General features: G+C 71.4%; 29 protein-coding genes. 12 read left to right on the forward strand and 17 right to left on the reverse strand.

The genetic code is table 11. From position 1 onward, the window contains the following. Positions 1 to 39: 39 nt before the first annotated feature. A complete protein-coding gene (locus ACIHAD_RS27535) occupies positions 40 to 408 on the forward strand; it encodes a hypothetical protein (protein WP_397357520.1) in 369 nt (122 codons plus the stop codon). A gap of 100 nt (positions 409 to 508) precedes the next feature. On the opposite strand, the gene ACIHAD_RS27540 is transcribed toward ACIHAD_RS27535, so the two are convergent. Then, on the reverse strand, positions 509 to 1,459 hold the full coding sequence (locus ACIHAD_RS27540) for an EamA family transporter (RefSeq protein ID WP_397357521.1): 951 nt from the start codon (positions 1,457 to 1,459) through the stop codon (positions 509 to 511). Between the two features lie 99 nt (positions 1,460 to 1,558). On the opposite strand from ACIHAD_RS27540, the gene ACIHAD_RS27545 reads away from it, so the two are divergent. Both ACIHAD_RS27545 and ACIHAD_RS27550 read left to right on the forward strand, forming a co-directional pair. Continuing rightward, positions 1,559 to 2,767, forward strand: a complete 1,209-nt coding sequence (locus ACIHAD_RS27545; RefSeq protein ID WP_397357522.1) for a magnesium transporter MgtE N-terminal domain-containing protein — start codon at positions 1,559 to 1,561, stop codon at positions 2,765 to 2,767. Then, positions 2,757 to 3,224 carry a DUF1003 domain-containing protein gene (locus ACIHAD_RS27550; RefSeq protein ID WP_352319215.1) on the forward strand — a complete coding sequence of 156 codons (468 nt, stop codon included), beginning with the start codon at positions 2,757 to 2,759 and terminating at the stop codon, positions 3,222 to 3,224. Before ACIHAD_RS27545 ends, ACIHAD_RS27550 begins: the two co-directional genes overlap by 11 nt. Here ACIHAD_RS27550 and ACIHAD_RS27555 read toward each other — a convergent pair. Next, positions 3,208 to 3,669, reverse strand: a complete 462-nt coding sequence (locus tag ACIHAD_RS27555) for a MarR family winged helix-turn-helix transcriptional regulator (RefSeq protein WP_397357523.1) — start codon at positions 3,667 to 3,669, stop codon at positions 3,208 to 3,210. The genes ACIHAD_RS27550 and ACIHAD_RS27555 overlap by 17 nt on opposite strands. A 171-nt stretch (positions 3,670 to 3,840) precedes the next feature. On the opposite strand from ACIHAD_RS27555, the gene ACIHAD_RS27560 reads away from it, so the two are divergent. Beyond that, positions 3,841 to 4,980 (forward strand): Mrp/NBP35 family ATP-binding protein, encoded by a 1,140-nt coding sequence (locus tag ACIHAD_RS27560; RefSeq protein WP_397357524.1) that lies wholly within the window; start codon positions 3,841 to 3,843, stop codon positions 4,978 to 4,980. Between the two features lie 67 nt (positions 4,981 to 5,047). On the opposite strand, the gene ACIHAD_RS27565 is transcribed toward ACIHAD_RS27560, so the two are convergent. The 4 genes from ACIHAD_RS27565 to sigE form a co-directional block, all read right to left on the reverse strand. Further along, positions 5,048 to 5,413 carry a sec-independent translocase gene (locus ACIHAD_RS27565; RefSeq protein ID WP_397357525.1) on the reverse strand — a complete coding sequence of 122 codons (366 nt, stop codon included), beginning with the start codon at positions 5,411 to 5,413 and terminating at the stop codon, positions 5,048 to 5,050. Positions 5,414 to 5,500: 87 nt separating this feature from the next. After that, positions 5,501 to 7,174 carry a trypsin-like peptidase domain-containing protein gene (locus tag ACIHAD_RS27570; RefSeq protein WP_397357526.1) on the reverse strand — a complete coding sequence of 558 codons (1,674 nt, stop codon included), beginning with the start codon at positions 7,172 to 7,174 and terminating at the stop codon, positions 5,501 to 5,503. 156 nt (positions 7,175 to 7,330) lie between these two features. Continuing rightward, positions 7,331 to 7,855, reverse strand: coding sequence for an anti-sigma factor family protein (locus tag ACIHAD_RS27575; protein ID WP_397357527.1), 525 nt, complete (start codon positions 7,853 to 7,855; stop codon positions 7,331 to 7,333). A 1-nt stretch (position 7,856) separates the two neighbouring features. Continuing rightward, a complete protein-coding gene (gene sigE / locus ACIHAD_RS27580; RefSeq protein ID WP_352325382.1) occupies positions 7,857 to 8,489 on the reverse strand; it encodes an RNA polymerase sigma factor SigE in 633 nt (210 codons plus the stop codon). Between the two features lie 161 nt (positions 8,490 to 8,650). Between sigE and ACIHAD_RS27585 the strand changes: the two genes are divergently transcribed. After that, complete coding sequence (locus tag ACIHAD_RS27585; protein ID WP_397357528.1) at positions 8,651 to 9,289, forward strand: O-methyltransferase; 639 nt, start codon at positions 8,651 to 8,653, stop codon at positions 9,287 to 9,289. Here the strand turns inward: ACIHAD_RS27585 and ACIHAD_RS27590 are convergent. Beyond that, positions 9,283 to 10,701 (reverse strand): leucyl aminopeptidase, encoded by a 1,419-nt coding sequence (locus ACIHAD_RS27590; RefSeq protein ID WP_397357529.1) that lies wholly within the window; start codon positions 10,699 to 10,701, stop codon positions 9,283 to 9,285. The genes ACIHAD_RS27585 and ACIHAD_RS27590 overlap by 7 nt on opposite strands. 75 nt (positions 10,702 to 10,776) lie before the next feature. Further along, on the reverse strand, positions 10,777 to 10,944 hold the full coding sequence (locus tag ACIHAD_RS27595) for a DUF3117 domain-containing protein (protein WP_020545024.1): 168 nt from the start codon (positions 10,942 to 10,944) through the stop codon (positions 10,777 to 10,779). A gap of 159 nt (positions 10,945 to 11,103) precedes the next feature. Between ACIHAD_RS27595 and ACIHAD_RS27600 the strand changes: the two genes are divergently transcribed. Both ACIHAD_RS27600 and ACIHAD_RS27605 read left to right on the forward strand, forming a co-directional pair. Continuing rightward, positions 11,104 to 11,901: a PaaX family transcriptional regulator C-terminal domain-containing protein gene (locus tag ACIHAD_RS27600; RefSeq protein WP_397357530.1), complete on the forward strand. Its 798-nt coding sequence runs from the start codon at positions 11,104 to 11,106 to the stop codon at positions 11,899 to 11,901. An 11-nt stretch (positions 11,902 to 11,912) separates the two neighbouring features. Continuing rightward, complete coding sequence (locus tag ACIHAD_RS27605) at positions 11,913 to 12,674, forward strand: enoyl-CoA hydratase-related protein (RefSeq protein WP_397357717.1); 762 nt, start codon at positions 11,913 to 11,915, stop codon at positions 12,672 to 12,674. 77 nt (positions 12,675 to 12,751) lie between these two features. Here ACIHAD_RS27605 and ACIHAD_RS27610 read toward each other — a convergent pair whose 3' ends face one another. The 6 genes from ACIHAD_RS27610 to ACIHAD_RS27635 all read right to left on the reverse strand — a co-directional run bounded on the left by ACIHAD_RS27610 (position 12,752) and on the right by ACIHAD_RS27635 (position 17,486). Beyond that, positions 12,752 to 13,297, reverse strand: a complete 546-nt coding sequence (locus tag ACIHAD_RS27610) for a DNA-3-methyladenine glycosylase I (protein WP_397357531.1) — start codon at positions 13,295 to 13,297, stop codon at positions 12,752 to 12,754. Next, on the reverse strand, positions 13,294 to 13,905 hold the full coding sequence (locus ACIHAD_RS27615) for a hypothetical protein (RefSeq protein WP_397357532.1): 612 nt from the start codon (positions 13,903 to 13,905) through the stop codon (positions 13,294 to 13,296). The genes ACIHAD_RS27610 and ACIHAD_RS27615 overlap by 4 nt, the downstream gene beginning before the upstream one ends. A gap of 72 nt (positions 13,906 to 13,977) precedes the next feature. Beyond that, positions 13,978 to 14,562 carry a TIGR00730 family Rossman fold protein gene (locus tag ACIHAD_RS27620; protein ID WP_397357533.1) on the reverse strand — a complete coding sequence of 195 codons (585 nt, stop codon included), beginning with the start codon at positions 14,560 to 14,562 and terminating at the stop codon, positions 13,978 to 13,980. An 11-nt stretch (positions 14,563 to 14,573) separates the two neighbouring features. Further along, positions 14,574 to 15,374, reverse strand: coding sequence for a TIGR00730 family Rossman fold protein (locus ACIHAD_RS27625; RefSeq protein WP_397357534.1), 801 nt, complete (start codon positions 15,372 to 15,374; stop codon positions 14,574 to 14,576). Positions 15,375 to 15,612: 238 nt separating this feature from the next. Beyond that, positions 15,613 to 16,668: a succinyl-diaminopimelate desuccinylase gene (gene dapE, locus ACIHAD_RS27630; RefSeq protein ID WP_397357535.1), complete on the reverse strand. Its 1,056-nt coding sequence runs from the start codon at positions 16,666 to 16,668 to the stop codon at positions 15,613 to 15,615. Then, positions 16,668 to 17,486, reverse strand: coding sequence for a 2,3,4,5-tetrahydropyridine-2,6-dicarboxylate N-succinyltransferase (locus tag ACIHAD_RS27635; protein ID WP_397357536.1), 819 nt, complete (start codon positions 17,484 to 17,486; stop codon positions 16,668 to 16,670). Before ACIHAD_RS27635 ends, dapE begins: the two co-directional genes overlap by 1 nt. Between ACIHAD_RS27635 and ACIHAD_RS27640 the strand changes: the two genes are divergently transcribed. Next, on the forward strand, positions 17,485 to 18,342 hold the full coding sequence (locus ACIHAD_RS27640) for a hypothetical protein (RefSeq protein WP_397357537.1): 858 nt from the start codon (positions 17,485 to 17,487) through the stop codon (positions 18,340 to 18,342). The genes ACIHAD_RS27635 and ACIHAD_RS27640 overlap by 2 nt on opposite strands. 42 nt (positions 18,343 to 18,384) lie before the next feature. On the opposite strand, the gene ACIHAD_RS27645 is transcribed toward ACIHAD_RS27640, so the two are convergent. From ACIHAD_RS27645 to fdxA, 3 genes are all read right to left on the reverse strand, one after another. Then, complete coding sequence (locus tag ACIHAD_RS27645) at positions 18,385 to 19,056, reverse strand: DUF4178 domain-containing protein (protein ID WP_397357538.1); 672 nt, start codon at positions 19,054 to 19,056, stop codon at positions 18,385 to 18,387. Positions 19,057 to 19,132: 76 nt separating this feature from the next. Further along, positions 19,133 to 20,203, reverse strand: coding sequence for a succinyldiaminopimelate transaminase (gene dapC / locus ACIHAD_RS27650; RefSeq protein WP_397357539.1), 1,071 nt, complete (start codon positions 20,201 to 20,203; stop codon positions 19,133 to 19,135). A gap of 94 nt (positions 20,204 to 20,297) precedes the next feature. Then, positions 20,298 to 20,624 (reverse strand): ferredoxin, encoded by a 327-nt coding sequence (fdxA, locus tag ACIHAD_RS27655; RefSeq protein WP_106240826.1) that lies wholly within the window; start codon positions 20,622 to 20,624, stop codon positions 20,298 to 20,300. Positions 20,625 to 20,730: 106 nt separating this feature from the next. Between fdxA and ACIHAD_RS27660 the strand changes: the two genes are divergently transcribed. From ACIHAD_RS27660 to ACIHAD_RS27675, 4 genes are all read left to right on the forward strand, one after another. Beyond that, positions 20,731 to 20,961 (forward strand): hypothetical protein, encoded by a 231-nt coding sequence (locus ACIHAD_RS27660; RefSeq protein WP_397357540.1) that lies wholly within the window; start codon positions 20,731 to 20,733, stop codon positions 20,959 to 20,961. A 17-nt stretch (positions 20,962 to 20,978) separates the two neighbouring features. Continuing rightward, positions 20,979 to 22,052 carry an ABC transporter substrate-binding protein gene (locus ACIHAD_RS27665; RefSeq protein ID WP_397357541.1) on the forward strand — a complete coding sequence of 358 codons (1,074 nt, stop codon included), beginning with the start codon at positions 20,979 to 20,981 and terminating at the stop codon, positions 22,050 to 22,052. 74 nt (positions 22,053 to 22,126) lie between these two features. Continuing rightward, positions 22,127 to 22,930 carry a class I SAM-dependent methyltransferase gene (locus ACIHAD_RS27670; protein WP_397357542.1) on the forward strand — a complete coding sequence of 268 codons (804 nt, stop codon included), beginning with the start codon at positions 22,127 to 22,129 and terminating at the stop codon, positions 22,928 to 22,930. Positions 22,931 to 23,156: 226 nt separating this feature from the next. Next, positions 23,157 to 25,181: a hypothetical protein gene (locus ACIHAD_RS27675; protein WP_397357543.1), complete on the forward strand. Its 2,025-nt coding sequence runs from the start codon at positions 23,157 to 23,159 to the stop codon at positions 25,179 to 25,181. Positions 25,182 to 25,187 lie beyond the last annotated feature (6 nt).

The raw sequence follows: 25,187 nt of genomic DNA on the forward strand, positions 1-25,187 counted from the left end.
CGCGCGGGCCCCGAGCGGTTCGGGGGTTACAGTCTGATCGTGAGCGACGACATCGCGGCCATTGAGGAGGGCGCCAAGAAGTCCGGCATCCTCTGGCTCACCCTCGACCGCCCGCGCCTGGCCTGGCACGCCTGGCACGACGGCGCCATCTACCTCGTGACCGGCGGCGGCGAGCAGGACCTGCCGGGGCTCGGCACGCTCGACCGGGTGCGCGTGACGCTGCGCAGCAAGGACAACGGCGCGCGGCTGGTGGAGTTCGAGGCGGCGGTCTCGGTGGTCGACCAGGCCGCGGCGGCCGACGCCGTGGCGGTGCTGGCCAAGGAGCGGCTCAACGCCCCCGACAGCGAGCACCTGCCCGAGCGCTGGGCCCGCGACTCCACCGTCCTGCGCCTCACCCCGGAACGCTGACCCCGGAACACTGGCCCCGGAACACTGACCCCGGAACACTGGCCCGGAACGCCGGCTCAAGACCGCTGCCCAGGGCCGCCGACCCCGGCCGCGGCCGGGCTCAGACCTGGGCGGTGACCTCGACGGGCCGGTCCGGGACGGGGGCGGGCTGGGCGCCCGCGGTGGCGGTCTGGGCGAGCAGCGCGCCGCCGAGCACGATCAGCCCGCCGACGATCTGGAACGCCCCCAGCGTCTCGCCGACCAGCGCCCACGCGACCACCGCGCCGCCGATGACCTCCAGCGAGGCGACCGTCGCCCCCACCGCCGCCGACAGCCGCTTCACCATGTTCATGCTCAGGATGTACGCCAGCGCGGTCGCCACCAGCACCAGCCACAGGTACGCCCCCAGCACCGGCAGCGTCGTGCCGCCCTGCGGGGCGACGGAGACGGTGAAGGCCTCCCAGGGGATGTTCCAGGGCCGCGCGAACGGGATCAGCACGACGGCCGAGCCGATCATGCCCCAGGCGACCAGGCCGAGCAGGTCGATGTCGGGGCCCAGGCTGTCGCCCATCAGGAAGTACCCGGCGCAGCACGCCCCCGCCAGCAGCCCGAGAAGCAGGCCGAACGCGTCCAGCCGCATGCCCTGCCACGCCTCGACGACGATCGCCAGGCCGACGAACGCGATCACCGCGCCCACGTACGCGGCCCTGGCCAGGCGTACCTTGCGGACGAACCTGACCCAGGCCACCACCATCACCGGCGCCATGAACTCCAGCAGCAGCGCGATCCCCACCGGGAGCCGGGTGATCGCCACGAAATAGAGCGACTGCACGCCCGCCACGGCCATCACGGTGTACAGGCCGAGGAACGGCAGCCGGGAGCGCGGGATGCGCAGCGCCCGCGGCTTGACCACCGCCAGCACCGCGACCAGCAGCAGCCCGGCGCCCGCCATCCGCGTCCAGACGGCCTCGACCGGCGCCAGCCCGGCGGTGATGAGGTACTTGGCCATCGGCCCGGAGAACGCGAAACAACACGACGACACGAATGCCAGTGCGAGCCCTGCCAGCCTCATGGTTCACCCCTACCGCGCAGTAATCAGCGTCAAATGCGTTTGATACTGACATGCCAGGCAACCGGGGCGCAACGGCGTCTCACTGTTAGCCTGGCCCACGTGAAGATCTTCGTGGCCCGGCTGGCGGGGACCCCCGTCTTCGACCCCACGGGCGATCAGATCGGCCGGGTGCGTGACGTCGTGGTGGGCCTGCGCATCACCGGCAATCCCCAGGTGCACGGGATGGTCGTCGAGGTGCAGCCGCGCCGCCGGGTGTTCCTCCCGATCACCCGCGTGCGCCGCATCGAGGCGGGCGCGGTCGTCTTCACCGGACGGCTGAACATGCGCAGGTTCGAGCAGCGCGCCACCGAGACCCTGGTCATCGGCGAGATGCTCGACCTGTCCGTGCACGTCGGCGACGAGCCCATGACCGTCTACGACGTCGCCATGGAGGAGCCCCTGCCCTCCCGCTGGGAGATCACCAGGGTCGCGCTCTTCAAGGGCCGCCGGCGCGAGCCCAGGACGGTCGGCTGGAGCGAGGTTTCCGGCTTCGACACCCTGCAGAAGGACCAGGGCGCGGCCGGCCTGATCGCCGCGTTCGAGTCGCTGCGCGCCGCCGACATGGCCAGCGCCCTGCACGAGCTGCCCAGCAAGCGGCGCATCGAGATCGCCCGCGAGCTCGCCGACGACCGCCTGGCCGACGTGCTGGAGGAGCTGCCGCCCGACGACCAGATCGGCATCCTCGGCACCCTCGAACCCGAGCGGGCCGCCGACGTCCTGGAGGAGATGAGCCCCGACGACGCCGCCGACCTGCTGCACGACCTGCCCGAAGAGCAGGCGGCCAGGCTGCTGGCGCTCATGGAGCCCGGCGAGGCGGCCCCCGTGCGGCGGCTGCTGACCTACGCCGACGACACCGCGGGCGGCGTGATGACCAGCGAGCCGGTCATCCTGCCGCCCAACGCGACGGTGGCCGAGGCACTGGCCCACATCCGCCAGCAGGACCTGCCGCCCGCCGTCGCCGCCCAGGTCTACGTGACCAGGCCGCCCACTGAGACGCCGACCGGCACGTACCTGGGGGTCTCGCACTTCCAGCGGCTGCTGCGCGAGCCGCCCTCGACGCTGCTCGGCCGCGTGCTCGACCCCTCGATCGACCCGATCAGGCCCGACTTCACCCTGCGCCAGGTCCACGCCTTCCTCGCCAACTACAACCTGGTCGCCGCCCCGGTCGTGGACGAGCTGGGCAGGCTGGTCGGCTCAGTGACCGTCGACGACGTCCTTGACCACCTGCTTCCCGACGACTGGCGCGAGAGGGACGACCATGACCACTGACCGGCTCGACCAGCCTCGGGCGCTGCGCCGATCGCTGCGCCCGCACTACGACCCCGAGGCGTTCGGCCGCCTGTCCGAGCAGATCGCCCGTTTCCTCGGCACGGCCCGGTTCATCGTCTACATGACGGTGTTCGTGGCGATCTGGGTGATCTGGAACGTCGCCGCCCCTCCGTCGCTCAAGTGGGACCCGTACCCGTTCATCTTCCTCACGCTGATGTTGTCGCTCCAGGCCAGCTACGCCGCGCCGCTCATCCTGCTCGCCCAGAACCGCCAGGACGACCGCGACCGCATCCAGTACGAGCAGGACCGCGAGGCCGCCGACCGCAACCAGGCCGAGATCGAGTACCTCACCCGCGAGATCGCCGGCCTGCGCCTGGCCCTGAACGAGGTCGCCACCCGCGACTACCTGCGCGCCGAGCTCGGCCGGCTGCTGGAGGAGCTCAACAAGCGCCAGTGACGTCGAGCCGGGCCAGCAGCGCCCGCACCTCGCCGACGTCGCCCGCGCCCAGCAGGTCGAGGAACTGGCTCTTGACCCCGCGCAGGTAGGTGGGCGTGGCCTCGGCCAGCCGCGCGGCGCCCGGCCCGGTCAGCACCGCGAACAGCCCGCGGGCGTCGTCGGAGCACGCCTCCCGCCCGACCAGCCCGTGCCGCTGCAGCCGGTCGATCAGCCGGGTCAGCCCGCTGCGCGAGAGCAGCACGCGGTCGGCCAGGTCGTTCATGCGCAGCCGCCGCCCCGGCGCCTCGGCGAGATGCGCCAGCACCTCGTACGACGCCAGCGGCAGGTCGTGGGTGACGAGCAGCTCGGCCTCCAGGCGGCGGGCGATGCGCACCTGGGCCCGCTGCAACATCCGCCAGACCGCCAGCTCCTCGGCGGTGAGCCCCTCGTCGCGCAGAAGAGTCACGCAGTAACCTTAGACGTTGTTGCACGGACACCTAACAGTCACCCAACAGCGCGGATTAACTCAGCGGCTCCCCGGGTTCATACCATGGAGGGGCATTTTCCACTGGCTTTCAGCGCCTGTCACACATAGACCGACTAAGGAGGGACGGCACTCCCTCGTGCCGAGACTTCGATGGCACCAACCCAGGAACAGGTGACGGCCGCCCTCGCCACCGTCATCGACCCCGAGATCCGTCGTCCGATCACGGACCTCGACATGGTCAAGAACATCGAGATCGCCCCCGACGGCGCGGTCCGGGTGGGCGTCTACCTCACCGTGTCGGGCTGTCCGATGAAGGACACCATCACCCGCGACGTGAAGACGGCGGTCGGCAAGGTCGGCGGCGTGACGGACGTCCAGATCGAGCTCGACGTCATGAGCACCGAGCAGCGCAAGACCCTCCAGACCAAGCTGAGGGGCGACCGGGGGCCGGAGAAGGAGATCCCCTTCAACCAGCCCGGCTCGCTGACCCGCGTCTTCGCCGTCGCGAGCGGCAAGGGCGGCGTGGGCAAGTCGTCGGTCACGGTCAACCTGGCCGTGGCGATGGCCTCCAGCGGCCTCAAGGTCGGCATCGTCGACGCCGACATCTACGGTCACAGCATCCCTCGCATGCTGGGCGCCTCCGAGCGTCCCACCAAGGTCGAGGACATGATCATGCCGCCGTCCGCGCATGACATCAAGGTCATCTCGGTCGGCATGTTCAAGCCCGAGGGCAACACGCCGGTCGTGTGGCGCGGGCCGATGCTCGACCGGGCGCTCCACCAGTTCCTGGCCGACGTCTACTGGGGCGACCTCGACGTCCTGCTGCTCGACCTGCCGCCGGGCACCGGCGACATCGCCATCTCGGTGGCGCAGCGGCTCCCGTCGGCGGAGATCCTGGTCGTGACCACCCCGCAGCAGGCCGCCGCCGAGGTGGCCGAGCGGGCCGGCTCGATCGCCGCCCAGACCCACCAGCAGATCGCCGGCGTCATCGAGAACATGTCCTGGCTCCCCTGCCCCCACTGCGACGAGCGGGTGGCCGTGTTCGGCGAGGGCGGCGGCCAGACCGTCGCCGACGCCCTGACCCGTACGCTGGGCGCCCGCGTCCCGCTGCTCGGCCAGGTGCCGATCGACCTGCGCCTGCGCGAGGGCGGCGACGAGGGCAAACCGCTGGTCCTGACCGACCCCGACTCGCCCGCCGCCGCGGAGCTGCGGAAGATCGCCGCCGGTCTGAGCAAGCGCTCCTCCAGCATCAAGGGCCTGCAGCTCGGCCTCTCGCCCAACCGCTCCTGACCCTCGAACGCCGAACGGGCCCGCTCAGGCAAAGCTGAGCGGGCCCGTTTCGCGTCTGCAGGGTGTGTCAGGTGGCCTCGGAGTCGTAGGGAGGCAACTCTCCGACGCCGAGCTCCGACGGCGGCTCAGACGTGTCGTAGGACGCCACGCCGACCGGCTCCAGGTCTTTGGGCCGGCCGTTCCAGTCGTCCTCAAGGTCGTCGAGGAGGTGCTTGCGCACGAAGTTCTTCGGGTTGAGGTCGGCGGGATCGAAGTTCTGGAACTCCGGCCCGAGGCCCGCCCTCAGGTCGTCGCGCGCGTTGTTGGCCATGCGCCGAAGGTTGCGCAGCGTCTTGCCCGCCTGCGAGGCGGCCTGCGGCAACTTGTCAGGACCGAAGACCAGGAGCGCGATGACGATCAGCGCTCCGACCTCCATCCACCCGAGTCCGAACACCGTACGCTCCTACCCGCAGTCCACAATCCTCTCCACAGACTAAGGGCTCCGGCCCGTGGCCGGACCGTCCCCCCTGGGTCATATCACTCAGGACGGTGTGGGGGCCGGCTGGTCGTCGCCGGCGACGGTGAGGGTGGCGGTGCGCTCCTGGCCGGCGCGCTGGTACTTGATGGTGATCTTGGCGCCCGGCGCCTTGCTGCGGATCAGGGCGATCAGCTCGTTGCCGTCCTGCAGCGCCAGCCCGTCGACCTCGAGGATGACGTCGCCCGCCTTCAGCCCGGCCTTGTCGGCGGGGCCGTCGGCGTCGACCGGCTGGCGGCCCTCGGCGGGCTCGGAGGCGATGCGCACGCCCTGGCCCTTGTAGTCCTTGTCCAGCATGATGCCGATCTTCGGACGCTTGGCCTTGCCCGTGGTGATCAGTTCCTCGGCCACGCGCCGCGTCTGGTTCACCGGGATCGCGAAGCCCAGGCCGATGCTGCCGCTCTGGCTGTTCACCGAACGGCTGAGGGTGGCGATGGCCGAGTTCACCCCGACCACCTCGCCCCGGCCGTTCACCAGCGGGCCGCCGGAGTTGCCGGGGTTGATGGCGGCGTCGGTCTGGATGGCGCTGATGTAGGCGGGCTCCTCGGTGGCGGCGCCCGTCTCGTCGCCGGCGATGACCGGACGGTTGAGCGAGCTGACGATGCCCGTGGTGACCGTGCCGCTGAGGCCGAGCGGCGAGCCGATGGCGATCACCGGGTCGCCCACCACGACCTGGTCGGAGTTGCCGAGGGTGATCTCCGGCGTGCCGAAGGTCTCCTCGGGCTTGACCACGGCCAGGTCGGAGCCCGGGTCGCGGCCGACGATGCGGCCCGCGGTGGTCTTGCGGTTGTTGAACATGATCTTGATCTCGCCGCCCTTGGCGGCCAGGGCGACCACGTGGTTGTTGGTCACCACGTAGCCGTTCTTGATCAGGAATCCGGAGCCGGAGGCGCCCTCGGTGTTGGCGCCGTTGCCGACCTCCAGCGAGACGACGCTGGGCAGCACCCGCGCGGCCACGCCGGCCACCGAGTCGGGCGCCCTGTTGGTCGCCCCCGTCGGGGCGGGGCCGAGGCTGTAGGAGGGGTCGGTGCCGCTGCTGCCCGACCTGGTCAGCAGGTACGTGCCGAGGCTGCCGAGCACGGAGGCCACCAGGGCGATGGCCACGGCGATCGCGATCAGCGCGCCGGCGTTGAGTCCGCGCCTGGGCAGCGCGCCCGCGCCGGGGCCCGCCGGAGGCGGCGGCGCCCACCCGGGGCCCATGCCCAGGGCCTGGTGTGGTGGCGGCGGCTGGTGCCCGCCGTACGCGCCCATGAAGGGCGGCGGTTGCATCGGCCGCGGGCCGGTCTCGGCCGGCCCGAAGGACGGGGTCTCGTAGACCCGGGTGCCGCCGGGGCTCTCGAACCCCCGCGGCCCGCCAGGGCTCTCGAAGGACGGGCCCTCGTACGCCCGCGCGCCCCCCTCATAGGGCGGCGCCCCCTCCGAACGGCCCGGCGGCTCGTACGGCGACACGCCCGAACCCTCCGAACGGCCCGAAGAGTCGTACGGCGACACGCCCGAGCTCTCGGAACGGCCTGACGGGTCGCCCCAGGACGTGCCGAACGAGGCGGGCGGGTCGGGCCGCAGTTCGGCCTGCCCGGCCTGCTCGCCCGGCTCGTCGGCGGGCAGGAACTCCGGCCGCCCCTGTGGCTCGGGAAAGTCCGACGTCGTGCGTCCTTCGCCCGGGCGCGTCTCGTCGGTCATCTACGTCTCACCACTCCTTGCTCGGCCACCGCAATCTTCGCTCTTGCGGCATACGAGGGTCATAAAAGGCTTTGTTTGCGACAAATCCCGAACCCAGATCGTATGCCCCACGCATCGTCGACTACGCCACCCGAGTATCCCAGGCGAGCCCCCGGTTCAGGGCGTGGCGGTCGGCGGCGCGCTGGTGGCCGGCGACTGCTGGACCCGCCAGAGCTCGACGGGCGGCGACGGGGTGTGGCTCCCCGCGCCCGAGACGGCGAAGAAGGTGCCGAGCGCCACGGCGGCGGACACCACGCCCACCGCGACGTACGCGCCGCGCCGCCTACCGCCCCGACCAGGGCCCGAGGCCCCACCGGTGGCGTCCCTGCGCGGGCGGTTGTCCAGGGGCGCGATGCTGTGGGGCCCAGGAATGGGCACCCCCCCGAACGTACGGGTAGGGAAAGGGCGCTCCCTCGGCGGCAGCGGCCCGCCCGGCTCCGACATGCGCAGCAGCGACATGGTCAGATCGGCCGGCATCGCCGGGCCGTCGAGCGACCGCAGGCGCGACTTCAGCGCCCGCATCGACTCGACCTCCCGCCGGCAGTCAGCACAGAAGGTCAGGTGGGCGAGCGCGCGATCGCGCTCGGTGTGGTTCAGCTCTCCGTCTACGAGCGCTGAAACGCGTTCTCCAAGATGAGCCATATCAGACTTCCTCCCCACTGATCACGGTCGGGGGGAGTTGAGTAGTACGGGGGGCTCGATGGTCGAGCGCCTCCCGCAACTGCGCCCGGCCACGGTGAATACGGCTTCGGACCGTACCCAGCTTGACGCCGAGCGTGGCCGCGATCTCCTCGTAAGACAGGCCCTCGATGTCACACAGCACGATCGCGGCCCGGAACTCGGGGGCGAGCGCGTCGAGGGCGGCTTGGATATCGGGCTCCAGGTGGGCGTCGTCGAACGCCTGCGCCGGCGACGGCTCACGGCCGCGCAACCGCTCGGCGGCGTCGTCGGCCAGCCCCTCGAACCGGATGCGCTGCTTGCGCCGGGCCATGTCGAGGAACAGGTTCGTCGTGATCCGGTGCAGCCAGCCCTCGAACGTGCCGGGGGTGTAGCTCGACAGCGACCTGAAGACCCTGACGAAGACCTCCTGCGTGAGGTCCTCGGCATCGTGGACATTGCCGGTAAGCCGGTACGCCAGCCGGTACACGCGTGCGGAGTGAGTCCGCACCACTTCCTCCCATGTGGGAGGCGTCCAATCAGACGACACGGGAGTATCCGCCTGGTGGTCGCTTTCGTCCACCAGCACTCCTCTCTCTGGGACCACCGCTACCGTCATAGTGCCTGGTTTCGTCCCTTCGTGCGCACTGCCTGCCTTCCGGACCGGCAAAGCCCGTTCAAACCTGCAACGCCTTCGGCCCCTCCTGAGTTCCCGTCCCGGCGTGACTCCCCTAGGCTGCGATCGGTGACCAATCGCACGAAAGTGGGGGGAGGAGGCCGATGACCAGTCCGGTGGAGGCCACTCTGGCCTATGCGGAGCAGTTCCATCACGAGGATGAGATCCTGCACGCGGCGCGTCAGCGCGGGCTGGAGATGGGTGCGGTGCCCATCCTTCCCGGGGGCGGGGCCGCGCTCTGCTTCCTCGCCACCGTCCTCAACGCCAAGTCCGTCGTCGAGATCGGCACCGGCTGCGGCGTGTCAGGGTTGTGGCTGCTGCGCGGCATGCGCGGCGACGGCACGCTGACCAGCGTCGACGTCGAGCCCGAGCACCAGCGGCTGGCCCGGCAGGCGTTCGCGGAGGCGGGCTTCTCCGGCGGGCGGGTGCGGCTGATCTCCGGCCGGGCGCTCGACGTGCTGCCCCGGCTGTCCGACGGCGGCTACGACATGGTCTTCGCCGACGGCGCCAAGCAGGAGTACGTCGACTACCTGGCCGAGGCGGTCCGCCTGCTGCGCGTGGGCGGCGTGGTGGCCTTCGACAACGCGCTGTGGCACGACCGGGTGGCGGACCCCACGCAGCGCGACCCCGACACGGTTTCGCTGCGCGAGCTCGGCAAGCTGGTGCAGGGCGACGACCGGCTGCGCTCGGTGCTCATGCCCCTGGGCGACGGCCTGCTGGCCGCCGTCAAGATCGCTCAGTAGCCCCGGGTCAGCCACTCCAGCAGCACGCGCACGCCGAACCCGGTCGCGCCCTTGGTCAGGATGCCCTCGTCGACCGTGCTGCGGCCGACCCCGGCGATGTCGAGGTGCGCCCACGGACGCTTGCCCGCGAACTCCCGCAGGAACAGCGCCGCCGTGATCGAACCCGCGCCGTAGCGGGACCCGCTCTCGACGTTGGCCAGATCGGCGATCGAGGACTCCAGGGCCGGGGCGTAGTCGTCGATCAGCGGCATGCGCCAGAGCCGGTCGTCGCTGGCCTGCCCGGCCGCCACGAGCTGGGCGGCCAGGTCTTCGTCGGAGGCGTAGACGGCGCCGACGTTCCGGCCGAGGGCCACGGAGATGGCCCCGGTGAGGGTGGCGATGTCCACGACCGCGTCGGGGTCGAGCTCGGCGTCGGCGTAGGCCAGGGCGTCGGCCAGCACGAGCCGGCCCTCGGCGTCGGTGTTCAGCACCTCGACCGTGCGACCGCCGTAGTGCCTGATGACGTCGCTGGGACGCTGTGCGGTGCCGGACGGCATGTTCTCGGCGGCGGCGATCAGGCCCGTCACGCGTACGGGGGCGCCCAGCCTGGCCAGCGCGGCGAGCACGGCGATCACCACCGCGCCGCCCGCCATGTCGGTCTTCTGGGTCTTCATGTTCTCGGTCGGCTTGAGCGACAGGCCGCCCGAGTCGAACGTGATGCCCTTGCCCACCAGCACGACGTGCCGCTCGGCCGGCTGCTCGGGGGTGTAGGAGAGCTGGATGAGCCGGGGTGGCCGGACCGAGCCGCGCCCGACGGCCAGGATGCCGCCGAACCCCTCGGCCTGGAGCTGCTCCTCGTCCCACACCCGCACCGGCAGGCCCTGCTCGGCGGCGCGCTCGGCGAGCCAGGCGGGATGCTTGACCGAGGAGGGCATGTTGGCCAGGTCGCGGGCCAGCGCGACGGCCTCCGCCACGATTTCGGCCCGCCGTATCTGCTCTTCGTCGGCGCCGGCGAAGCGGATCGCCCGCACGCCCTTCCTGCCCTCTTTGCCGATCTTGAAGGTGTATCCGGCCAGCAGCGCGGCCTCGGCGAACGCCGCGACGTCGCCCTCGGGCGGCACCACGGTCAGCGTGTCGCGGCCCTTGACCTTGCGCGCCAGCGCGGCGCCAGCGCGGCGCAGGGCCCGCGGCGAGCCGTCGCCCACGCCGTAGAGGAGCACGCGCCCGACCCCGCCCGCCCGTGCCACCGGGACCTCGACGATCTCGCCCGCCTCCCCCTTGGCCTCGTAGTGGGCCAGCAGGTCGGCGACCGGCAGGTGCAGCTCGACGTGCGGCTCGACCGAGGGACGCAGGTCGGAGGCGTAGGGCACGGCCAGCAGCTCGGCACCCGCGGGGACCTCGGCGACCGCGGCGGCGGTGGTCTCGATGGGCACGGAGCCCTCCAAACGTCGGCGACCCTGGCGCCGGACTTACGCCAGGGTCGGAGGATCAGGTTGTCTCGGGAGCTCTCAGCCGACGACGTTCTTCAACGCCTCGCCGAGCGCCTTCGCCTCGTCGGCGGAGATCTCCACGACGAGCCGGCCGCCACCTTCGAGAGGGACCCGCATGACTATGCCGCGCCCTTCCTTGGTGACCTCGAGCGGACCATCGCCGGTCCGCGGCTTCATCGCCGCCATGCGTGCATCCCTTCCTGCCTTGGGCTCCCGCGGCCCGCGATTTCCGACCGCCCGAGGGGGTGGTCGGCGCATTCACGTCTTCTGTGATGTCCTATTCTCCCGCATCGAGAGCCCTCATGGGTAACGATCTCCTCCCAGAATGCGTTGTCGAGCCAGGCGATGGCGTCCAAACTGGACTTCGTGCACGCTCGCGCCGCTCTCTTCGACCTGTACGGAGACCACCTGCGCTCGCGCGGTGGACAGGCGACCGTGGCCGCGCTCGTACGGCTCATGAAGCCCCTGGAAATAGCCGCTCCCGCCGTTCGCACGGCGGTCTCGCGGATGGTCCGGCAGGGCTGGCTGCACCCTCTGCGGCTGCCACACGGAGCCGGCTACGGCCTCACGCCGAAGTGTGTCAGGCGCCTGGACGAGGCAGCGCTGAGAATTTACCGATCAGGGACGCTCGCCTGGCACGGCCGCTGGCACGTGATCGTCTTCGAGCCGGTCAGGGAGCGGCAGCGCCGGGAACGGATCAGGGCAGACCTCACCTTCCTCGGCTACGCCTGCCTGTCGGAGACGACGTGGATCGGGCCGCGCTCCTCCGTCGAGCTGGACAACCTGCTGGAGGGCGAGGGCGTACGCGCCGACCGGTTCGACGCGGCGCTGGAGGGCGACCCGCGCGAGCTGGTGGCGCGGGCCTGGGATCTGCGGGCCATCGGCGAGGCGTACGAGCACTGGCACGCCGAAGCTGTCACGCTGATCAGCACGCTGCCCGAGGACGCCCCGCCCGACCGGGTGTTCGCCACCAGGAGCAGACTCGTGCACGGTTGGCGCAACTTCCTGTTCCAGGACCCCGGGCTGCCGGCCGAGCTGTTGCCCGCGGGCTGGCCGGGCGAGAAGGCCCGCACGTTCTTCGAGCAGGAGGCCACCAGGCTGCTGCCCGCAGCCGCCGCGTTCGTCGACAGGGAGCTCATGTGATCCGCTACGACATGGCCGACGCCGTCGCCACCCTCACCCTCGACCGACCGGAGTCGATGAACTCCCTCACGGCCGAGACCAAGGCCGCGCTGCTGGAGGCGGTGGGAAGGGCGGCGGCCGACCCCGAGGTCAGGGCGGTGCTGCTCACCGGCTCCGGCCGGGCCTTCTGCGCCGGCCAGGACCTGCGCGAGCACGCCGACAACCTGGCGGCCGGCCGCGGCCTGGCCGACACCGTCCGCGAGCACTACAACCCGATCGTCGAGCTGATCGCGACCATGTCCAAGCCGGTCGTGGCGGCGGTCAACGGCGTCGCGGCGGGCGCGGGCGCGGCCCTGGCCTTCGCCTGCGACCTGCGGATCGCCTCCGACAAGGCCAAGTTCGCGCTGGCGTTCGCGGGCATCGGGCTGGCCCCCGACTCCGGCGCGTCCTGGACGTTGCAGCGCCTGGTCGGCCGGGGCCGCGCGGCCGAGCTGCTGCTGCTCGGCGAGCCGCTCGACGCGGCCGCCGCGCTCGACCTGGGCCTGGTCACGCGCGTGGTCCCCGCCGACGACCTGCCGAAGACCGCCCACGAGCTGGCCGTACGCCTGGCCGCCGGGCCGACCGCGGCCTACGCCGCCACCAAGCGCGCGCTGGCCCACTCCGCCACGCACTCGCTGGCCGACTCCCTGGCGCTGGAGGCCGACCTCCAGGACGCGTGCGTGGCCACCGAGGACCACCAGGACGCCACCCGGGCCTTCCTGGCCAAGGAGCGGCCGGTGTTCAGGGGCCGCTGAGCCTGGCCGAGAAGCGCCCGGGCAGGCGGCGGGCCATCGGGCCCGTGTCACGGCGTCGCGGGACGATCTGGTGGTGCTCAGCGGGCCAGGCAGCCCTCGATGTGGTCGTTGACCAACCCGATCGCCTGCATCAGCGCGTACGCGGTGGTCGGGCCGACGAACTTGAACCCGTGCCTGCGCAGCTCCTTGGCCAGGGCCTTGGAGCCTGGGGTGATCGCGGGCACGTCGGCCATCGTCCGCGGCATCGGGGAGCCGGGGTCGGCGAAGCGCCACACCAGCTCCGACAGGCCCTCGGGCAGGTCGAGCGCGGCCCTGGCGTTGCCGATGACGGCCTCGATCTTGGCCCGGTTGCGGACGATGCCGGGGTCGCCGAGCAGCCGTTCGACGTCGCGCTCGGTGTAGGCGGCCACCTTCACGGTCGAGAAGCCGTCGAAGGCGGCGCGGAAGTTCTCCCGTTTGCGCAGGATCGTCAGCCACGACAGGCCCGACTGGAACGCCTCCAGCGCCACGCGTTCGAAGACCTCGTCGTCGCCCTTGACCGGGCGGCCCCACTCCTCGTCGTGGTAGGTGATGTACAGCGGGTCGGCCATGCCCGGCCAGGTGCAGCGGATGAGTTCGGTCACCGGCGCTCGTCCTCGACCTTGTCCTTGTCCTTGTCCTTGTCCTTGTCCTTGTCCAGGGTCGCGCGCACGGGCTCGTCGTCGTCCTGTTCGGGCTCGTCCTTCTCCGGCTCGTCCTGCTCCGGGACCCGCCACTCCGGCTCCTCGGACGGGTCGCGCAGCTCCGGCTCGCCCTCCCACTCCACCGTCGCGCCGCTCGACGTGACCGGGTCGCCGGACTCCGGCAGCTCCCTGGGCATGGTCGGCGCCTCGGGCTCGTGGTCGGTGCGCAGGCCGGCCCCCGGCGCGGCGTAGATCTCCTGGCGCGCGTGCAGCCTGCTGGACAGCAGCTCCGACACCCGCTGTTCCAGCACGGCGATCCTGGTGTCGCGGGCGCTGATGGCCTGGGCGGCCCGGCGCAGGGTCTCGTCGACGCTCTGCGTGTGGTAGCCGACCAGGTTGACCGGCAGTTGCAGCGCCATGAAGTCGACCGCCGTGAGCTGTCCGGCCTCGGGCAGGTCGAGCGGCGGGACGTCCGGCGGGAACTCGGTCAGCTCCCCGCCTCTGCCGAGGGAGACCAGGACCACGCAGGCCAGGATGGCGATCGCGGCGATGGCGAGTATGACCAGCACATTGGCATCGTACTCATATGGTGGAGCACGTTCAGCGATCCACCACAAGTGTGGGTAATCGGGGCACGCTGGTCAGCCGGTGGCCTCGCCCAGCTCGGCGATGCTCGGACGGACCGGCTGGGGACGTGCTTCGAGGTGCGCGAACGCCTCCTCGACCGTGGTGGTCCAGGAGATCGCGTCGAAGACGTCGGCCCGGGTGAAGCCCTCGGCGTGCATGCCGGAGACGAGCTGCCGCAGCGGCTCGTACAGGCCCCAGGGGTCGAGGATCACCAGGGGGCGGTCGTGGATGCCGAGCACCCGCGCCGTCCAGATCTCGAACAGCTCCTCCAGGGTGCCGATGCCGCCGGGCAGCACGAGGAAGGCGTCGGAGCGGGCGTCCATGACGGCCTTGCGCTCGCGCATCCCGGCGGTGACGATCAGCTCGTCGGATCCGGTGTCGGCCACCTCGATGTCCACCAGCACCTGCGGGATCACGCCGACCGTGAACCCGCCGGCGGCGCGGGCGGCGGAGGTGACCGCGCCCATGCAGGAGACCGTGGCGCCGCCGCTCACCAGTGTGTGGCCACGCCTGGCGAGCTCGGCCCCCACCTCCGCGGCCAGGTCGACGTACTTCCTGTCGATGCGGAGGCTGGAGGCGCAGAAGACGCAGATGTTCACGGGGCGACAGCCTATTGGGGCTCCGCGGTCTGGGCGGCGGCGGCCTCCAGCTCCTCCTCCCGCTGGTGGGAGCGGGCCCTGTCGGAGTCGGCGATGATCCGCACGGCCTCGTCGGGGTCGTCGGTGACGGAGATCAGGTCGAGGTCCTGGGCGGCGATCTTGCCGGTGCCGAGCAGGGTGTTCTTGATCCAGTCGAGCAGGCCGCCCCAGAACTCCGAGCCCATCAGCACGACCGGGAACGAGGTGACCTTGTGCGTCTGGACCAGCGTCAGCGCCTCGAAGAGCTCGTCGAGGGTGCCGAAGCCGCCGGGCAGCGCGATGAAGCCGCGCGAGTACTTGACGAACATCGTCTTGCGCACGAAGAAGTAGCGGAACTCGATGCCGAGGTCGACGTAGTCGTTCATGCGCTGCTCGAACGGCAGCTCGATGCCGAGCCCGACCGACACCGCGCCCTCGACCTCGGAGGCGCCCCGGTTGGCCGCCTCCATGACGCCCGGACCGCCGCCCGTGATCACCGCGTAGCCGGACTCGGCCAGCGCCCGGCCGAGCCGCCGACCCATCTGGTATTCGGGGGTGGCCTCGGGGGTGCGGGCCGAGCCGAAGACCGTGATCGCCGCGGGCAGCTCGGCGAGCTGGCCGAACCCCTCCACGAACTCGGCCTGGATGCGCAGCACCCGCCACGGGTCCATGTGCACCCAGTCGGACGGCCCCTGCCGGTCGAGCAGCCGCTGGTCGTGGGTGGAGCTGGGGACGAGACTCCCCCGCACGACCGCCTGCCCCTGACGGCGTTCGGCACGTTGCTTGTGTTCCATGGTGGTCACGCTAGTCCTCTCCGTACCGGCCCGCGGCGCCGTTCTCGCCTTCGGCCGCGCCCTCCGAAGAGCGCTCTTCGAGGATGAACGCCCAGGTCGAAGGCCAGATGAAGGCTCCGAAAAAATCTTGGGAAAACCAGGGAACCGAATTTCGACCCCCCTGCGTCTAACTGCCGAGGGTGCTGCTCGGGACTGAAAGTGGCTTTCCCCGCCAAATGGCCGGCGAGGAAAGCCACTTTCATTTTGTCAGCCAGTTCAGCAGGGCCCGCTCGCTCTCGACGATCTTCGGCAGCGACACGTACTCGCCCTGCTGGTGCGCCAGGTTGGGGTCGCCGGGGCCGTAGTTCACGGCCGGGACGCCGAGGGCGGAGAAGCGGGAGACGTCCGTCCAGCCCAGTTTGGCGCGCGGGGTGCCGCCGACGGCGGCGGCGAAGGCGGCGGCCACGGGATGCGTCAGGCCCGGCCTGGCCCCGGGCGCGGCGTCGAGGAAGCTCACCCGGTAGCCCTCGAACACCTCGCGCACGTGCTGCTCGGCCTGCTCGACCGTCAGGTCGGGGGCGAAGCGGTAGTTGACGGTGACCACGCACTCGTCGGGGATGACGTTCCCGGCCACGCCGCCGCGCACCGCGACCGCGTTGAGCCCCTCGTGGTACTCCAGCCCGTCGACCACCGGCAGCCGCGCCTCGTAGGCGTTGAGCCTGGCCAGCACCGGCTCGATGCCGTGGACGGCGTTGACGCCGAACCACGACCTCGCGCTGTGGGCGCGTTTGCCGGCCACGGTGACGTCGGCGCGCAGGGTGCCCTGGCAGCCGCCCTCGATCACGCCGTCGGTCGGCTCCATCAGCACCGCGAAGTCGGCCGCCAGCCACTCGGGGTGGTCCCTGGCGACCCTGGTCAGGCCGTTGCGCTCGGCCTCGACCTCCTCGCAGTCGTAGAAGACGTACGTCACGTCGCGGTTGGGGGCCGGGACGGTGGCCGCCAGCTTCAGCGCGACCGCCACGCCCGCCTTCATGTCGGAGGTGCCGCAGCCGTAGAGCAGGTCGCCCTCCACCCGGCTGGGCAGGTTGGCCGCGACCGGGACCGTGTCGAGGTGGCCCGCGATCAGCACCCGCTCGGCCCGGCCCAGGTGGGTGCGGGCGACGACGGTATCGCCGGAGCGGTCGACCTTCAGGTGCGGCAGCGCGGTCAGCGCCCGCTCGACCTCGTCGGCCAGGGCCTTCTCGCCGCCGCTCACCGACTCGATGTCCACGATCGCGGCGGTCAGCGCGCGTACGTCCTGTGTCAGGTCCAGCATCAGGCGTTCACCCCATGTTCGCGCAGCACCTCGTTGAGTGCCGCCTTGTCGTGCCGCTGCTCCGGCTCCAGACGCTTGATCACCAGTACGCACGGCAGCCCGAACGTGCCGCCGGGGAACTCCTTCTGCCGCGTGCCGCCGACCGCCACGCACCAGTCGGGCACCCGGCCCCGGGCCAGCTCCTCACCCGTCCGGACGTCGATCACGGGGATCGTGCCGGACAGGATCGTGCCCGCCCCGATCACCGCGCCGCGGCCCACCCGCGCGCCTTCGACGATCATCGAACGGCTGCCGATGAACGCGTCGTCCTCCACGACGACCGGCACCGCGCCGGGCGGCTCCAGGACGCCGCCGATGCCCACTCCGCCCGACAGGTGCACGTTCTTCCCGATCTGGGCGCATGAGCCCACCGTGGCCCACGTGTCGACCATGGTCCCCGAGTCCACGTACGCGCCGATGTTCGTGAACGACGGCATCAGCACCACCCCCGGCGCCAGGTACGAGCCCCAGCGCGCGATGGCGCCCGGCACCACCCGCACGCCCTCGAAGGACGTCTTGAGCGGCACCCTGTCGTGGTGCTGGAAGTCGCCCACCTGGGAACGTGCCATGCCCAGCAGCCGGAAGCTGAGCAGGATGGCGCGCTTGGCCCGCTCGTCCACCACGACCTCGCCGCCGACCAGGCGCGCGACCCTCGCCTCGCCCCTGTCCAGCAGGTCGACGGCGCCGACCACCTGGATGCGTGCCTCCACGTCGGCCGGGGACAGCTCCGCGCGTCGTTCCCACAGCTCGTCCACCACCGGGGACATCACGTGACTCATGGCCACGGAGCTTATCCGGCCAGGTAGGTTCTTCAGGGTGCGCCTGCGCTTCTCCCGTGGAGTCCTGACCATCGCGATCATCGTCGTGGTCCTCGCCGTCGGCGTCTCCGTGGGGCTCTACCTCCTGCTCAGGCGGGCGACGCCGCTGGTGCTGCCGGAGGCCTACTGCATGGTGCGCACCCCCGAGGGCACCCTGTCCCTCGATCCGGAGCAGGCGCAGGTCTCCGCCACCATCGCCGCCGTCGCGGCCCGCCGCCGCCTGCCCGAGCGGGCCGTGGTGATCGCGTACGGCACCGCGTTGCAGGAGTCGAAGCTGCGCAACCTCAACTGGGGCGACCGCGACTCGGTGGGCGTGTTCCAGCAGCGCGAGTCGCAGGGCTGGGGGCGCAAGAAGCAGCTCATGGACCCGGTCTACGCCAGCAACAAGTTCTTCGCCGCCCTGGTCAAGGTCAAGAACTACCGCAAGCTGCCACTGGCCGAGGCGGCCCAGGAGGTGCAGCGGTCGGCGGGCGGCTACGCGTACGCGCAGCACGAGCAGGACGCCAAGATCCTGGCCGCCGCCTTCACCGGCCGGGTGCCCAAGGCCGTCCACTGCTGGTACCCGCCGGCCAAGCAGACGCCCGCGCCGCAGGCCAGGACCGCCGAGGCGCGCAAGCAGCTCGCCAGGGCGCTCGGCGACACGGCGATCACGACGAAGAAGCGGGGCTGGCTGGTGGCGTCCTGGTCGGTGGCGTACGCGGAGAAGTACCAGTTGCGGCGCGTCGGCTACAGCGGCGCGACCTGGGTCAACGACGTCGACGCGGACGGCTGGAAGAAGGGCGGCCAGGCCGGCGACGGGGAGGTCGAGCTGTCGTGACCTCCCGCCGCACCTCCCGCCGCACCTCCCGCCGCGCGGACGTCAGGTGGCGCGGGTGACGATGGTGATCGAGCCCGGCGGCAGGGGCTGGGCGTAGCTGGCGCTCCAGGGGTGGCCCTGGATGCGCTCGAAGGACAGCAGGCGGCCGTCGGAGGCGTGGTAGTCGGCGAAGTCGAGCAGGCCGCGTTCGGGGTTGCCGGTCTCGCCCTCGCTCCTGAAGGCCGCGGTGCCGCGCTGGACCGGGAAGAACTCGACGCCCTCCATGATCAGCATGCTCTTCGCCGGGACCATGCCCTGCGTGGGCACCTCGGTCCACAGGAGCACCTCAAGGTGGGACGCCTCGCCCGCGACCTTGCCCTCGCGCACCTCGACCGAGAGCCACAGGCGGCGGCGGGCGACGTCGCGCAGCAGGTACTCGATCCACTGGTGGCCCTGCCAGGAGACGTGCATCGCGCCGAGCACGCGGTAGGGGGTGCCGTGCACCTCGATCCGGTCGGCCACCTGGATGGTGCGAGGGTCGGCGTAGTCGGTGCCGGCATGCCCGGGGGCCTCGACCGGCGCCGGCAGCGGGGTCTCGACCGGAACGACCTCGACCTGCGGCGGCGCGCCCGCCCGGCCCCTCCTGTCCTGCCGCATGGTGGCCAGGAACGCCCCCAGCAGCAACAGGACGGTGGCGATGCTCAGCCCGAGTACGACCATGGAGGTCATGCTCATCGAATAGCTCGCTCCACTCGCGGTCTGTCTCGGCAGACGCCTTTATCAATTTGTCCGTGCGCTACGACGGGCGATCCTACTGGAGGCGGCGGACGGCCGCACTGACGCGTTCGTCGGTCGCGGTGACCGCGACGCGGATGTGCCGTCCACCAGCCGATCCGTAGAAGTCTCCCGGCGCGACCAAAATCCCGATTTCGGAGAGCTTACTCACTTGATCCCACGCGTTCTGTCCATTCGACGCCCATAGGTACAGACCGGCGGTCGAATGGTCGATCGTCCACCCCGCCCGCTCCAGCGCGGGACGCAGGACGGCGCGTCGCGCTGAGTACAGCTCGCGCTGGTGTTCGGCGTGCGCGTCGTCGCCGAGCGCGACCGTCATCGCGTCCTGGACCGGCTTCGGCATGAGCATGCCGGCGTGCTTGCGGGTCTCCAGCAGCCGTTTGACCAGGACGGGGTCGCCCGTCACGAACCCGGCCCGGTAACCGGCCAGGTTGGAGCGCTTGGAGAGCGAATGGACGGCGAGCAGCCCCTCGTGGGAGCCCCCGCAGACGTCGGGATGGAGGATGGAGACCGGCTGCTCTTCCCAGCCGAGCTCGATGTAGCACTCGTCGGAGGCCACGACCGTGCCGCGCTCGCGGGCCCAGGAGACCACCTTGCGCAGGTGCTCGGCGGGCAGCACGCGCCCGGTCGGGTTGCCCGGCGAGTTGATCCACAGCAGGTCGACGTGCTCGGGACCGACCGACAGCGTGCTGTCGGAGGCGGTGGCGGTCGCGCCGGCCAGCCGGGCGCCCACGTCGTACGTGGGGTAGGCCAGCTCGGGGAAGACCACCCGCCGGGCGCCGAGGTAGGTGGGCAGCCAGGCGACGAACTCCTTGGAGCCGATCAGCGGGAGCACGTCCTGCTGATCGACGGTGACGCCGTGACGGCGGCGCAGCCACCCCGCGGCGGCCTCGCGCAGGGCCTTCGTGCCGTGGGTCAGCGGGTAGCCGGGGCTGTTCGCCGACTCGCGCAGGGCCTGCTGGACGGCCTCGGGCACCGGGTCGACGGGGGTGCCGACCGAGAGGTCGACGATGCCGTCGGGATGCGCCAGGGCACGTTCCTTGTACGGTTCGAGCCGGTCCCAGGGGAAGTCGGGCAGCTTGTTCACGGTTCTCCAGGGTCGTTCGTGGCCGTACACGCCTGCCGCGGGCGCGTGCGGGCGGGGCCCGCCCGATGTGGACGGCCCCGGCGCACGCGACTCGCTAGTGGTCCTCGCCCTGCGGCGGCAGGGCGGCCACCACCGGGTGGTCCTTCTCGATCTTGCCGACCTTCGAGGCGCCTCCCGGCGAACCGAGGTCCTCGAAGAAGTCCACGTTCGCCTTGTAGAAGTCCTTCCACTGCTCGGGAAGGTCGTCCTCGTAGAAGATGGCCTCGACGGGGCACACTGGCTCGCACGCGCCGCAGTCCACGCACTCGTCGGGGTGGATGTAAAGCATGCGCTCGCCCTCGTAGATGCAATCGACGGGGCACTCCTCGATGCACGCCTTGTCCAGGACGTCCACGCAAGGCTGCGCGATGACGTAGGTCACCTCGAGCTCCTTTTTCTCCGCACCATGGCACCGACTCTGACCGCGGTTTGCTACGCCCTAGTATTGCCGTGCTTGCCAGCTGGCCGAAACGGAGGGTGGCAAACTCATGGCAGCACGCCTCGTCGTCGCGATCACAACTCAGGACATAGGCGCACGGATCACCACTCGCAGGCGCGTGCCCGGAGGCTTCCGTGACGCCGTCGGCGTGCTCGAATCGTGGGCGGGCGGCGTGCTGAAGGTTCGCAAGCGGGACGGCACTTTGGTGGAGATCGACGAGGAATCGCTGGTCGCGGCCAAGGTCGTTCCGGTCGCGCCTCCTCGACCTCGGGCGAAGTAACGGTAAGTATTCGTTGTGTGACCGTTCGTATCTGCGCCGCCGTAGCAGCCATTCTCGCCAGCGCCGGATGCGGCGCGTCAACGTCCCAGTCCACGTCGACGGAGTCCAAGGACCTGCCGCCGCTCAACGTCCGGGCCGCCTCGCTGAAGCAGGGCTTCGGCACGATGGGGCGCCTGGCCGAGGCCGCCAAGCACGAGGGCCAGCTCACCGTGATCGCCCTGCCGCACGACTGGGTGAACTACGGCGAGATCCTCGACACCTTCGCCGACAAGTACGACATCAAGGTCAACGAACTGGAACCGGGCGCGAGCAGCAAGCGTGAGCTCGACGCCGCCGCCCAGCTCAAGCCGGACGTGTTCGATCTCACTCTCGACATGGCCGTCTACGGGGCCGACAAGTTCGCGCCGTACAAGGTGACGGGCTGGCAGGACCTGCCCGACCACGTCAAGGACCCCAAGGGCGCCTGGTACGGCGCCTACGGCGGCTACATGTCCATCGGCTACGACCCGCGCGAGGTCAAGGCCCCGGCCTCCTTCGCCGACCTGCTCAAGCCCGGCTACCGCGTCGCGCTCGACGGCGACCCGCTGCACTCGGCGGCGGCGTTCGGCGGCGTGATGGCCGCGTCCATGAAGGCCGGGTCCACGCCGGACGCCAGGCAGGGGGTGGACCTGTTCGCCAAGCTCAAGCAGGCCGGGCAGCTCGTCGAACCGGCCAAGGCGAACGTGATCATCGACTGGGACCACCTCAACGCGACCCGCAGCGCCGACCACGCCGACTCCTGGGAGGTGACGATCCCGCGGGACGCGCCGTTCGGCGGGTACCACGTCCAGGCGATCAGCAAGACCGCCCCGCATCCGGCCGCCGCGCGGCTGTGGCAGGAGTTCCTGTTCTCCGACGAGGGCCAGAACCTGCTCCAGAAGGGCTACGCCCGTCCGGCGCGCGGCGAGGCCATGCTCATGAAGGGCAAGCTCGACACCGAGCAGGCCGCCCGGCTGCCCAAGGCCGGTGGGCCTCCCGTGCTCATGACGATCCCGCAGACGGACGCGGCGAAGGCGTACCTCAAGCGGGAATGGAGCAAGAGCGTGGGATGAGTCCGTTGTGACTTGATATGTCGTAGAGACGATCAGGCTCTAAAGTGAACGGACAGCACGGCCACGGGGGCCCGATGTCTGACGAATGTGAGCTGATCGTCTTGCGATACGACGCACCGAGCTTGGAGCGGTGGAACAGTCGCGCCTACGACAGCAGTTTCGGGTACGTCTCCACCCAGGGCGCGCCGCTGGTCGACCTGCTCGACCCGCAGCCCGGGGAGCGCGTGCTCGACCTCGGGTGCGGCACCGGGGTGCTGACCGCGCAGATCGCCTTCAGAGGCACGGACGTCCTGGGCATCGACGGTTCCGCCGCCATGATCGAGAAGGCGCTGGCGCAGTACCCCGGGATCGACTTCATCATCGGCGACGGCCACGACTTCACCGTGGTGGACCCGTACGACGCCGTCTTCTCCAACGCGGCCCTCCACTGGATGAGCCGCGACCCCGCCACCGTGATCGCCAACGTCCGCGAGGCGCTGAAGCCGGGCGGCCGGTTCGTCGCGGAGATGGGCGGCGCGGGCAACTGCGCGGAGCTGACCGCCGCGATGCTGACCGCCTGGCGCGAGTACGGCCTGCGCGAGCCCGACCTGCCCTGGTACTTCCCCACGCCCGCCGAGTACGCGCGCCGGCTGGAGCAGGAGGGCTTCGTGGTCCGGCTGCTGGAGTACTTCGACCGGCCGACCCCGCTCGACGAGTGCCCCGGCGGGGCCGCCGACTGGGTGCGCATGTTCGCCCCGTCCGTGCTCGAAGGGCTGCCGCCGGAGATCGTGGAACCCCTGCTCGGGCGGGTGAACGAGCTGGCCGCGCCCGCGCTGCGCAGGGAGACGGGCTGGATGGCCGACTACGTACGTCTACGCTTTGCCGCTGTTCGGCGCTGATGCGTAGTGCATGATGCGTAGGGCTGTTTTGCCGGACTATGGTCTGTTCCGTGGGCGGCGAGATGTTGGCTGCGCCGCTCCGGCGGCGTGAGGGGCTGGTGAACGGAACGGGATGAACTTCTGCCTGAGCGACCTCGTTCCACCCTTGAGGTGGAGCGACGCGTCGACGATCACGCTACTGACCGGGCAACCGGATCTGCCGGACGCGTGGTGGCGAAGCCTGCCCATGCCGCTGGTGCTCACGGCCATCGGCCCGGAGTCGCTGGGCGAGCTGCTGACGGAGATCACGCTGGAGCACTGGCCGGCCGCCGCCGTCGGTGACGTCCTGCCGGCTCTGCACGTCCTGGACCCGGACGAGGCCGACGAACCCGCCGTCGCCATCGCGCTCGACCGCGTCGGGTCGTGGGCCGGGCTGCTGTCGCTGACCGGGCGGGAGCTGGTGGACCAGCCGTTCATCCAGGCTCGGCCGGTGCTCAACACGCTGTTCGGGGCGGTGCTCGTCCGGCTCGCACATCCGTACGCGGGTGGGCGGCAGGTCGAGGCGCACGTACCGGCGGGCCTGGTGGGGGCGGCCGCCGCGGAGGCTGTGTCGCAGGAGGCCGACGAGGACAGGACGGGCCGCGACGGCGAGCCGGTGCTCGACGCCGACTCCGAGCCGGTCGTCGAGGAGGGGCTGCGGCGCGAACCCGAGCCCGTGCTCGACGCCGCTGACGAGCCCGCGCCCGAGCCTGCCGCCGAGGAGGCGTCCGCGCTGGAGGCCGAAGGCGTCGGCCGCGAGCCCGAGCCCGTGTCCCCCGCCTTCGCGGAGGCCGCCGAGGCCGCAGAGGCGACCACGACGGACGACCACGACGACGACGAGGAGCACGGCGACCACGACGAGCGGCCCGAACCCGCCGACGTCGATGGTCCCGCCGACCACCCCGAGGTCCTGGAGGGGGAGGAGCCGGCGGAGGCCGCGGAGCCCGAGGCCCCCGTTGAGCACCACGAGGCCGAGGCTCGCGCCGAGGACGCCGAGGACGCCGAGGACGAGGCTGGCGTTGAGGACGTCGAGGCGGGGGCGGTCCTTCGCCCCGGGTCAGAGGCGCCCGCCGAGGACGCTGAGCATGAGCAGGCCGTGGCGGCCTCCCAGGCCGAGCCCGTCGAGCCCGTCGAGCCCGTCGAGCCCGTCGAGGACGTCGAGGCGGAGGTGCCCGGTGGGCAGGAGTTGCCTGAGTTGATCGAGGCGGCGTTCGCCGGGCTCGACGACAAGACTTGGGCCGTGGCGCAGAACCGTGTCTTCACCGACGACCCCTCGGCCGTCGACCAGCTCGCCAAGCTGTTCGCCGTCCCCCCGGCCGACATCTCCGCCACCGAGCACGAGCTGCGCACGCGCCTGGACCACTGGCTGGCCAGCGCGGAGGCCGCGCCGTACCGCGCCCACCTGGACGAGCTGCGCAGGACGCTGGGCCCGGCCGCCCCCAAGGAGCAGCTGATCGGCGCGGCCGACTGGCACGCCAGGGAGATCCGCGCGCTGGAGGTCCCGGCCTGGCAGTTCGTCCTGGCCACGCTGCCCGCGCAGCCCCGCCCGCCGGTGGAGCCCCAGCAGCCGCACTCGGCGTTCGGGCCGATGCAGCCGCCGCCTCTCCTGCCGCCGCCCCCGTCAGGTCCGCCCCCAGGCCCGCCGCAGTTCCAGGCGTTCACGCCGGTCGCGCCGCCGCCCGTGGAGGCCAACGGCGGGGAGCAGAACAAGCCGTACCAGCCGCTCAAGGACGTCTCCCAGACCAGGCGCTGCTTCCGCCAGCCGGACGGCCGCTGGTGGCTGCGGATCGACGTGACCGCCGAGCAGCTCGCCGGCGGCGAGTGCGCCCTCCCGACGGGCTTCGCGGCCTACCTGGGCCTGTCCCCCGGCGAGACCAGGGCGGTCAGGAGCGCGGCGGGCGAGCTGACCATGACGTGGCACGGCAGACCGGTACTGGAGTCCATCGAGCGCCTGCTCGTGGACGTCGGAGCCAAGGAGGGCGGACACCTGTTCCTCACGCTGTCGGACGAGGGCGTCCTGCGCGCCCGCCACCTGCCGGTCGCCGCCCAGAACGCCGAGGGCATCACCAAGGCGCTGCGCCTGGTCGGCTACACGGCCCCGGGCGGCACCCGGGACCAGGCGGCCAGGGTGATCGCGACGAGGATCGGTCTGACCGGCCCCGTCGGGCTGCCGGACCTGCTCACCAGGCTCCGCGAACGCGGCGACCGCGACCTGCTCGCCCTCTTGGACTGACCGCCC

This window comes from Nonomuraea sp. NPDC052265 (genome assembly GCF_044547985.1).
In the GTDB taxonomy this organism is placed as follows: Bacteria; Actinomycetota; Actinomycetes; order Streptosporangiales; family Streptosporangiaceae; genus Nonomuraea.

What these genes read in the sequence shown, in the direction of transcription:
- ACIHAD_RS27540 (WP_397357521.1), bottom strand. Translation starts at nt 1,459, where the DNA reads ATGAGGCTGGCAGGGCTCGCACTGGCATTCGTGTCGTCGTGTTGTTTC.
- ACIHAD_RS27550 (WP_352319215.1), top strand. Translation starts at nt 2,757, where the DNA reads ATGACCACTGACCGGCTCGACCAGCCTCGGGCGCTGCGCCGATCGCTG.
- ACIHAD_RS27560 (WP_397357524.1), top strand. Translation starts at nt 3,841, where the DNA reads ATGGCACCAACCCAGGAACAGGTGACGGCCGCCCTCGCCACCGTCATC.
- ACIHAD_RS27570 (WP_397357526.1), bottom strand. Translation starts at nt 7,174, where the DNA reads ATGACCGACGAGACGCGCCCGGGCGAAGGACGCACGACGTCGGACTTT.
- ACIHAD_RS27575 (WP_397357527.1), bottom strand. Translation starts at nt 7,855, where the DNA reads ATGGCTCATCTTGGAGAACGCGTTTCAGCGCTCGTAGACGGAGAGCTG.
- sigE (WP_352325382.1), bottom strand. Translation starts at nt 8,489, where the DNA reads ATGACGGTAGCGGTGGTCCCAGAGAGAGGAGTGCTGGTGGACGAAAGC.
- ACIHAD_RS27585 (WP_397357528.1), top strand. Translation starts at nt 8,651, where the DNA reads ATGACCAGTCCGGTGGAGGCCACTCTGGCCTATGCGGAGCAGTTCCAT.
- ACIHAD_RS27595 (WP_020545024.1), bottom strand. Translation starts at nt 10,944, where the DNA reads ATGGCGGCGATGAAGCCGCGGACCGGCGATGGTCCGCTCGAGGTCACC.
- ACIHAD_RS27600 (WP_397357530.1), top strand. Translation starts at nt 11,104, where the DNA reads ATGGCGTCCAAACTGGACTTCGTGCACGCTCGCGCCGCTCTCTTCGAC.
- ACIHAD_RS27605 (WP_397357717.1), top strand. Translation starts at nt 11,913, where the DNA reads ATGGCCGACGCCGTCGCCACCCTCACCCTCGACCGACCGGAGTCGATG.
- ACIHAD_RS27625 (WP_397357534.1), bottom strand. Translation starts at nt 15,374, where the DNA reads ATGGAACACAAGCAACGTGCCGAACGCCGTCAGGGGCAGGCGGTCGTG.
- dapE (WP_397357535.1), bottom strand. Translation starts at nt 16,668, where the DNA reads ATGCTGGACCTGACACAGGACGTACGCGCGCTGACCGCCGCGATCGTG.
- ACIHAD_RS27640 (WP_397357537.1), top strand. Translation starts at nt 17,485, where the DNA reads ATGGCCACGGAGCTTATCCGGCCAGGTAGGTTCTTCAGGGTGCGCCTG.
- ACIHAD_RS27635 (WP_397357536.1), bottom strand. Translation starts at nt 17,486, where the DNA reads ATGAGTCACGTGATGTCCCCGGTGGTGGACGAGCTGTGGGAACGACGC.
- ACIHAD_RS27645 (WP_397357538.1), bottom strand. Translation starts at nt 19,056, where the DNA reads ATGAGCATGACCTCCATGGTCGTACTCGGGCTGAGCATCGCCACCGTC.
- ACIHAD_RS27660 (WP_397357540.1), top strand. Translation starts at nt 20,731, where the DNA reads ATGGCAGCACGCCTCGTCGTCGCGATCACAACTCAGGACATAGGCGCA.
- ACIHAD_RS27670 (WP_397357542.1), top strand. Translation starts at nt 22,127, where the DNA reads ATGTCTGACGAATGTGAGCTGATCGTCTTGCGATACGACGCACCGAGC.
- ACIHAD_RS27675 (WP_397357543.1), top strand. Translation starts at nt 23,157, where the DNA reads ATGCCGCTGGTGCTCACGGCCATCGGCCCGGAGTCGCTGGGCGAGCTG.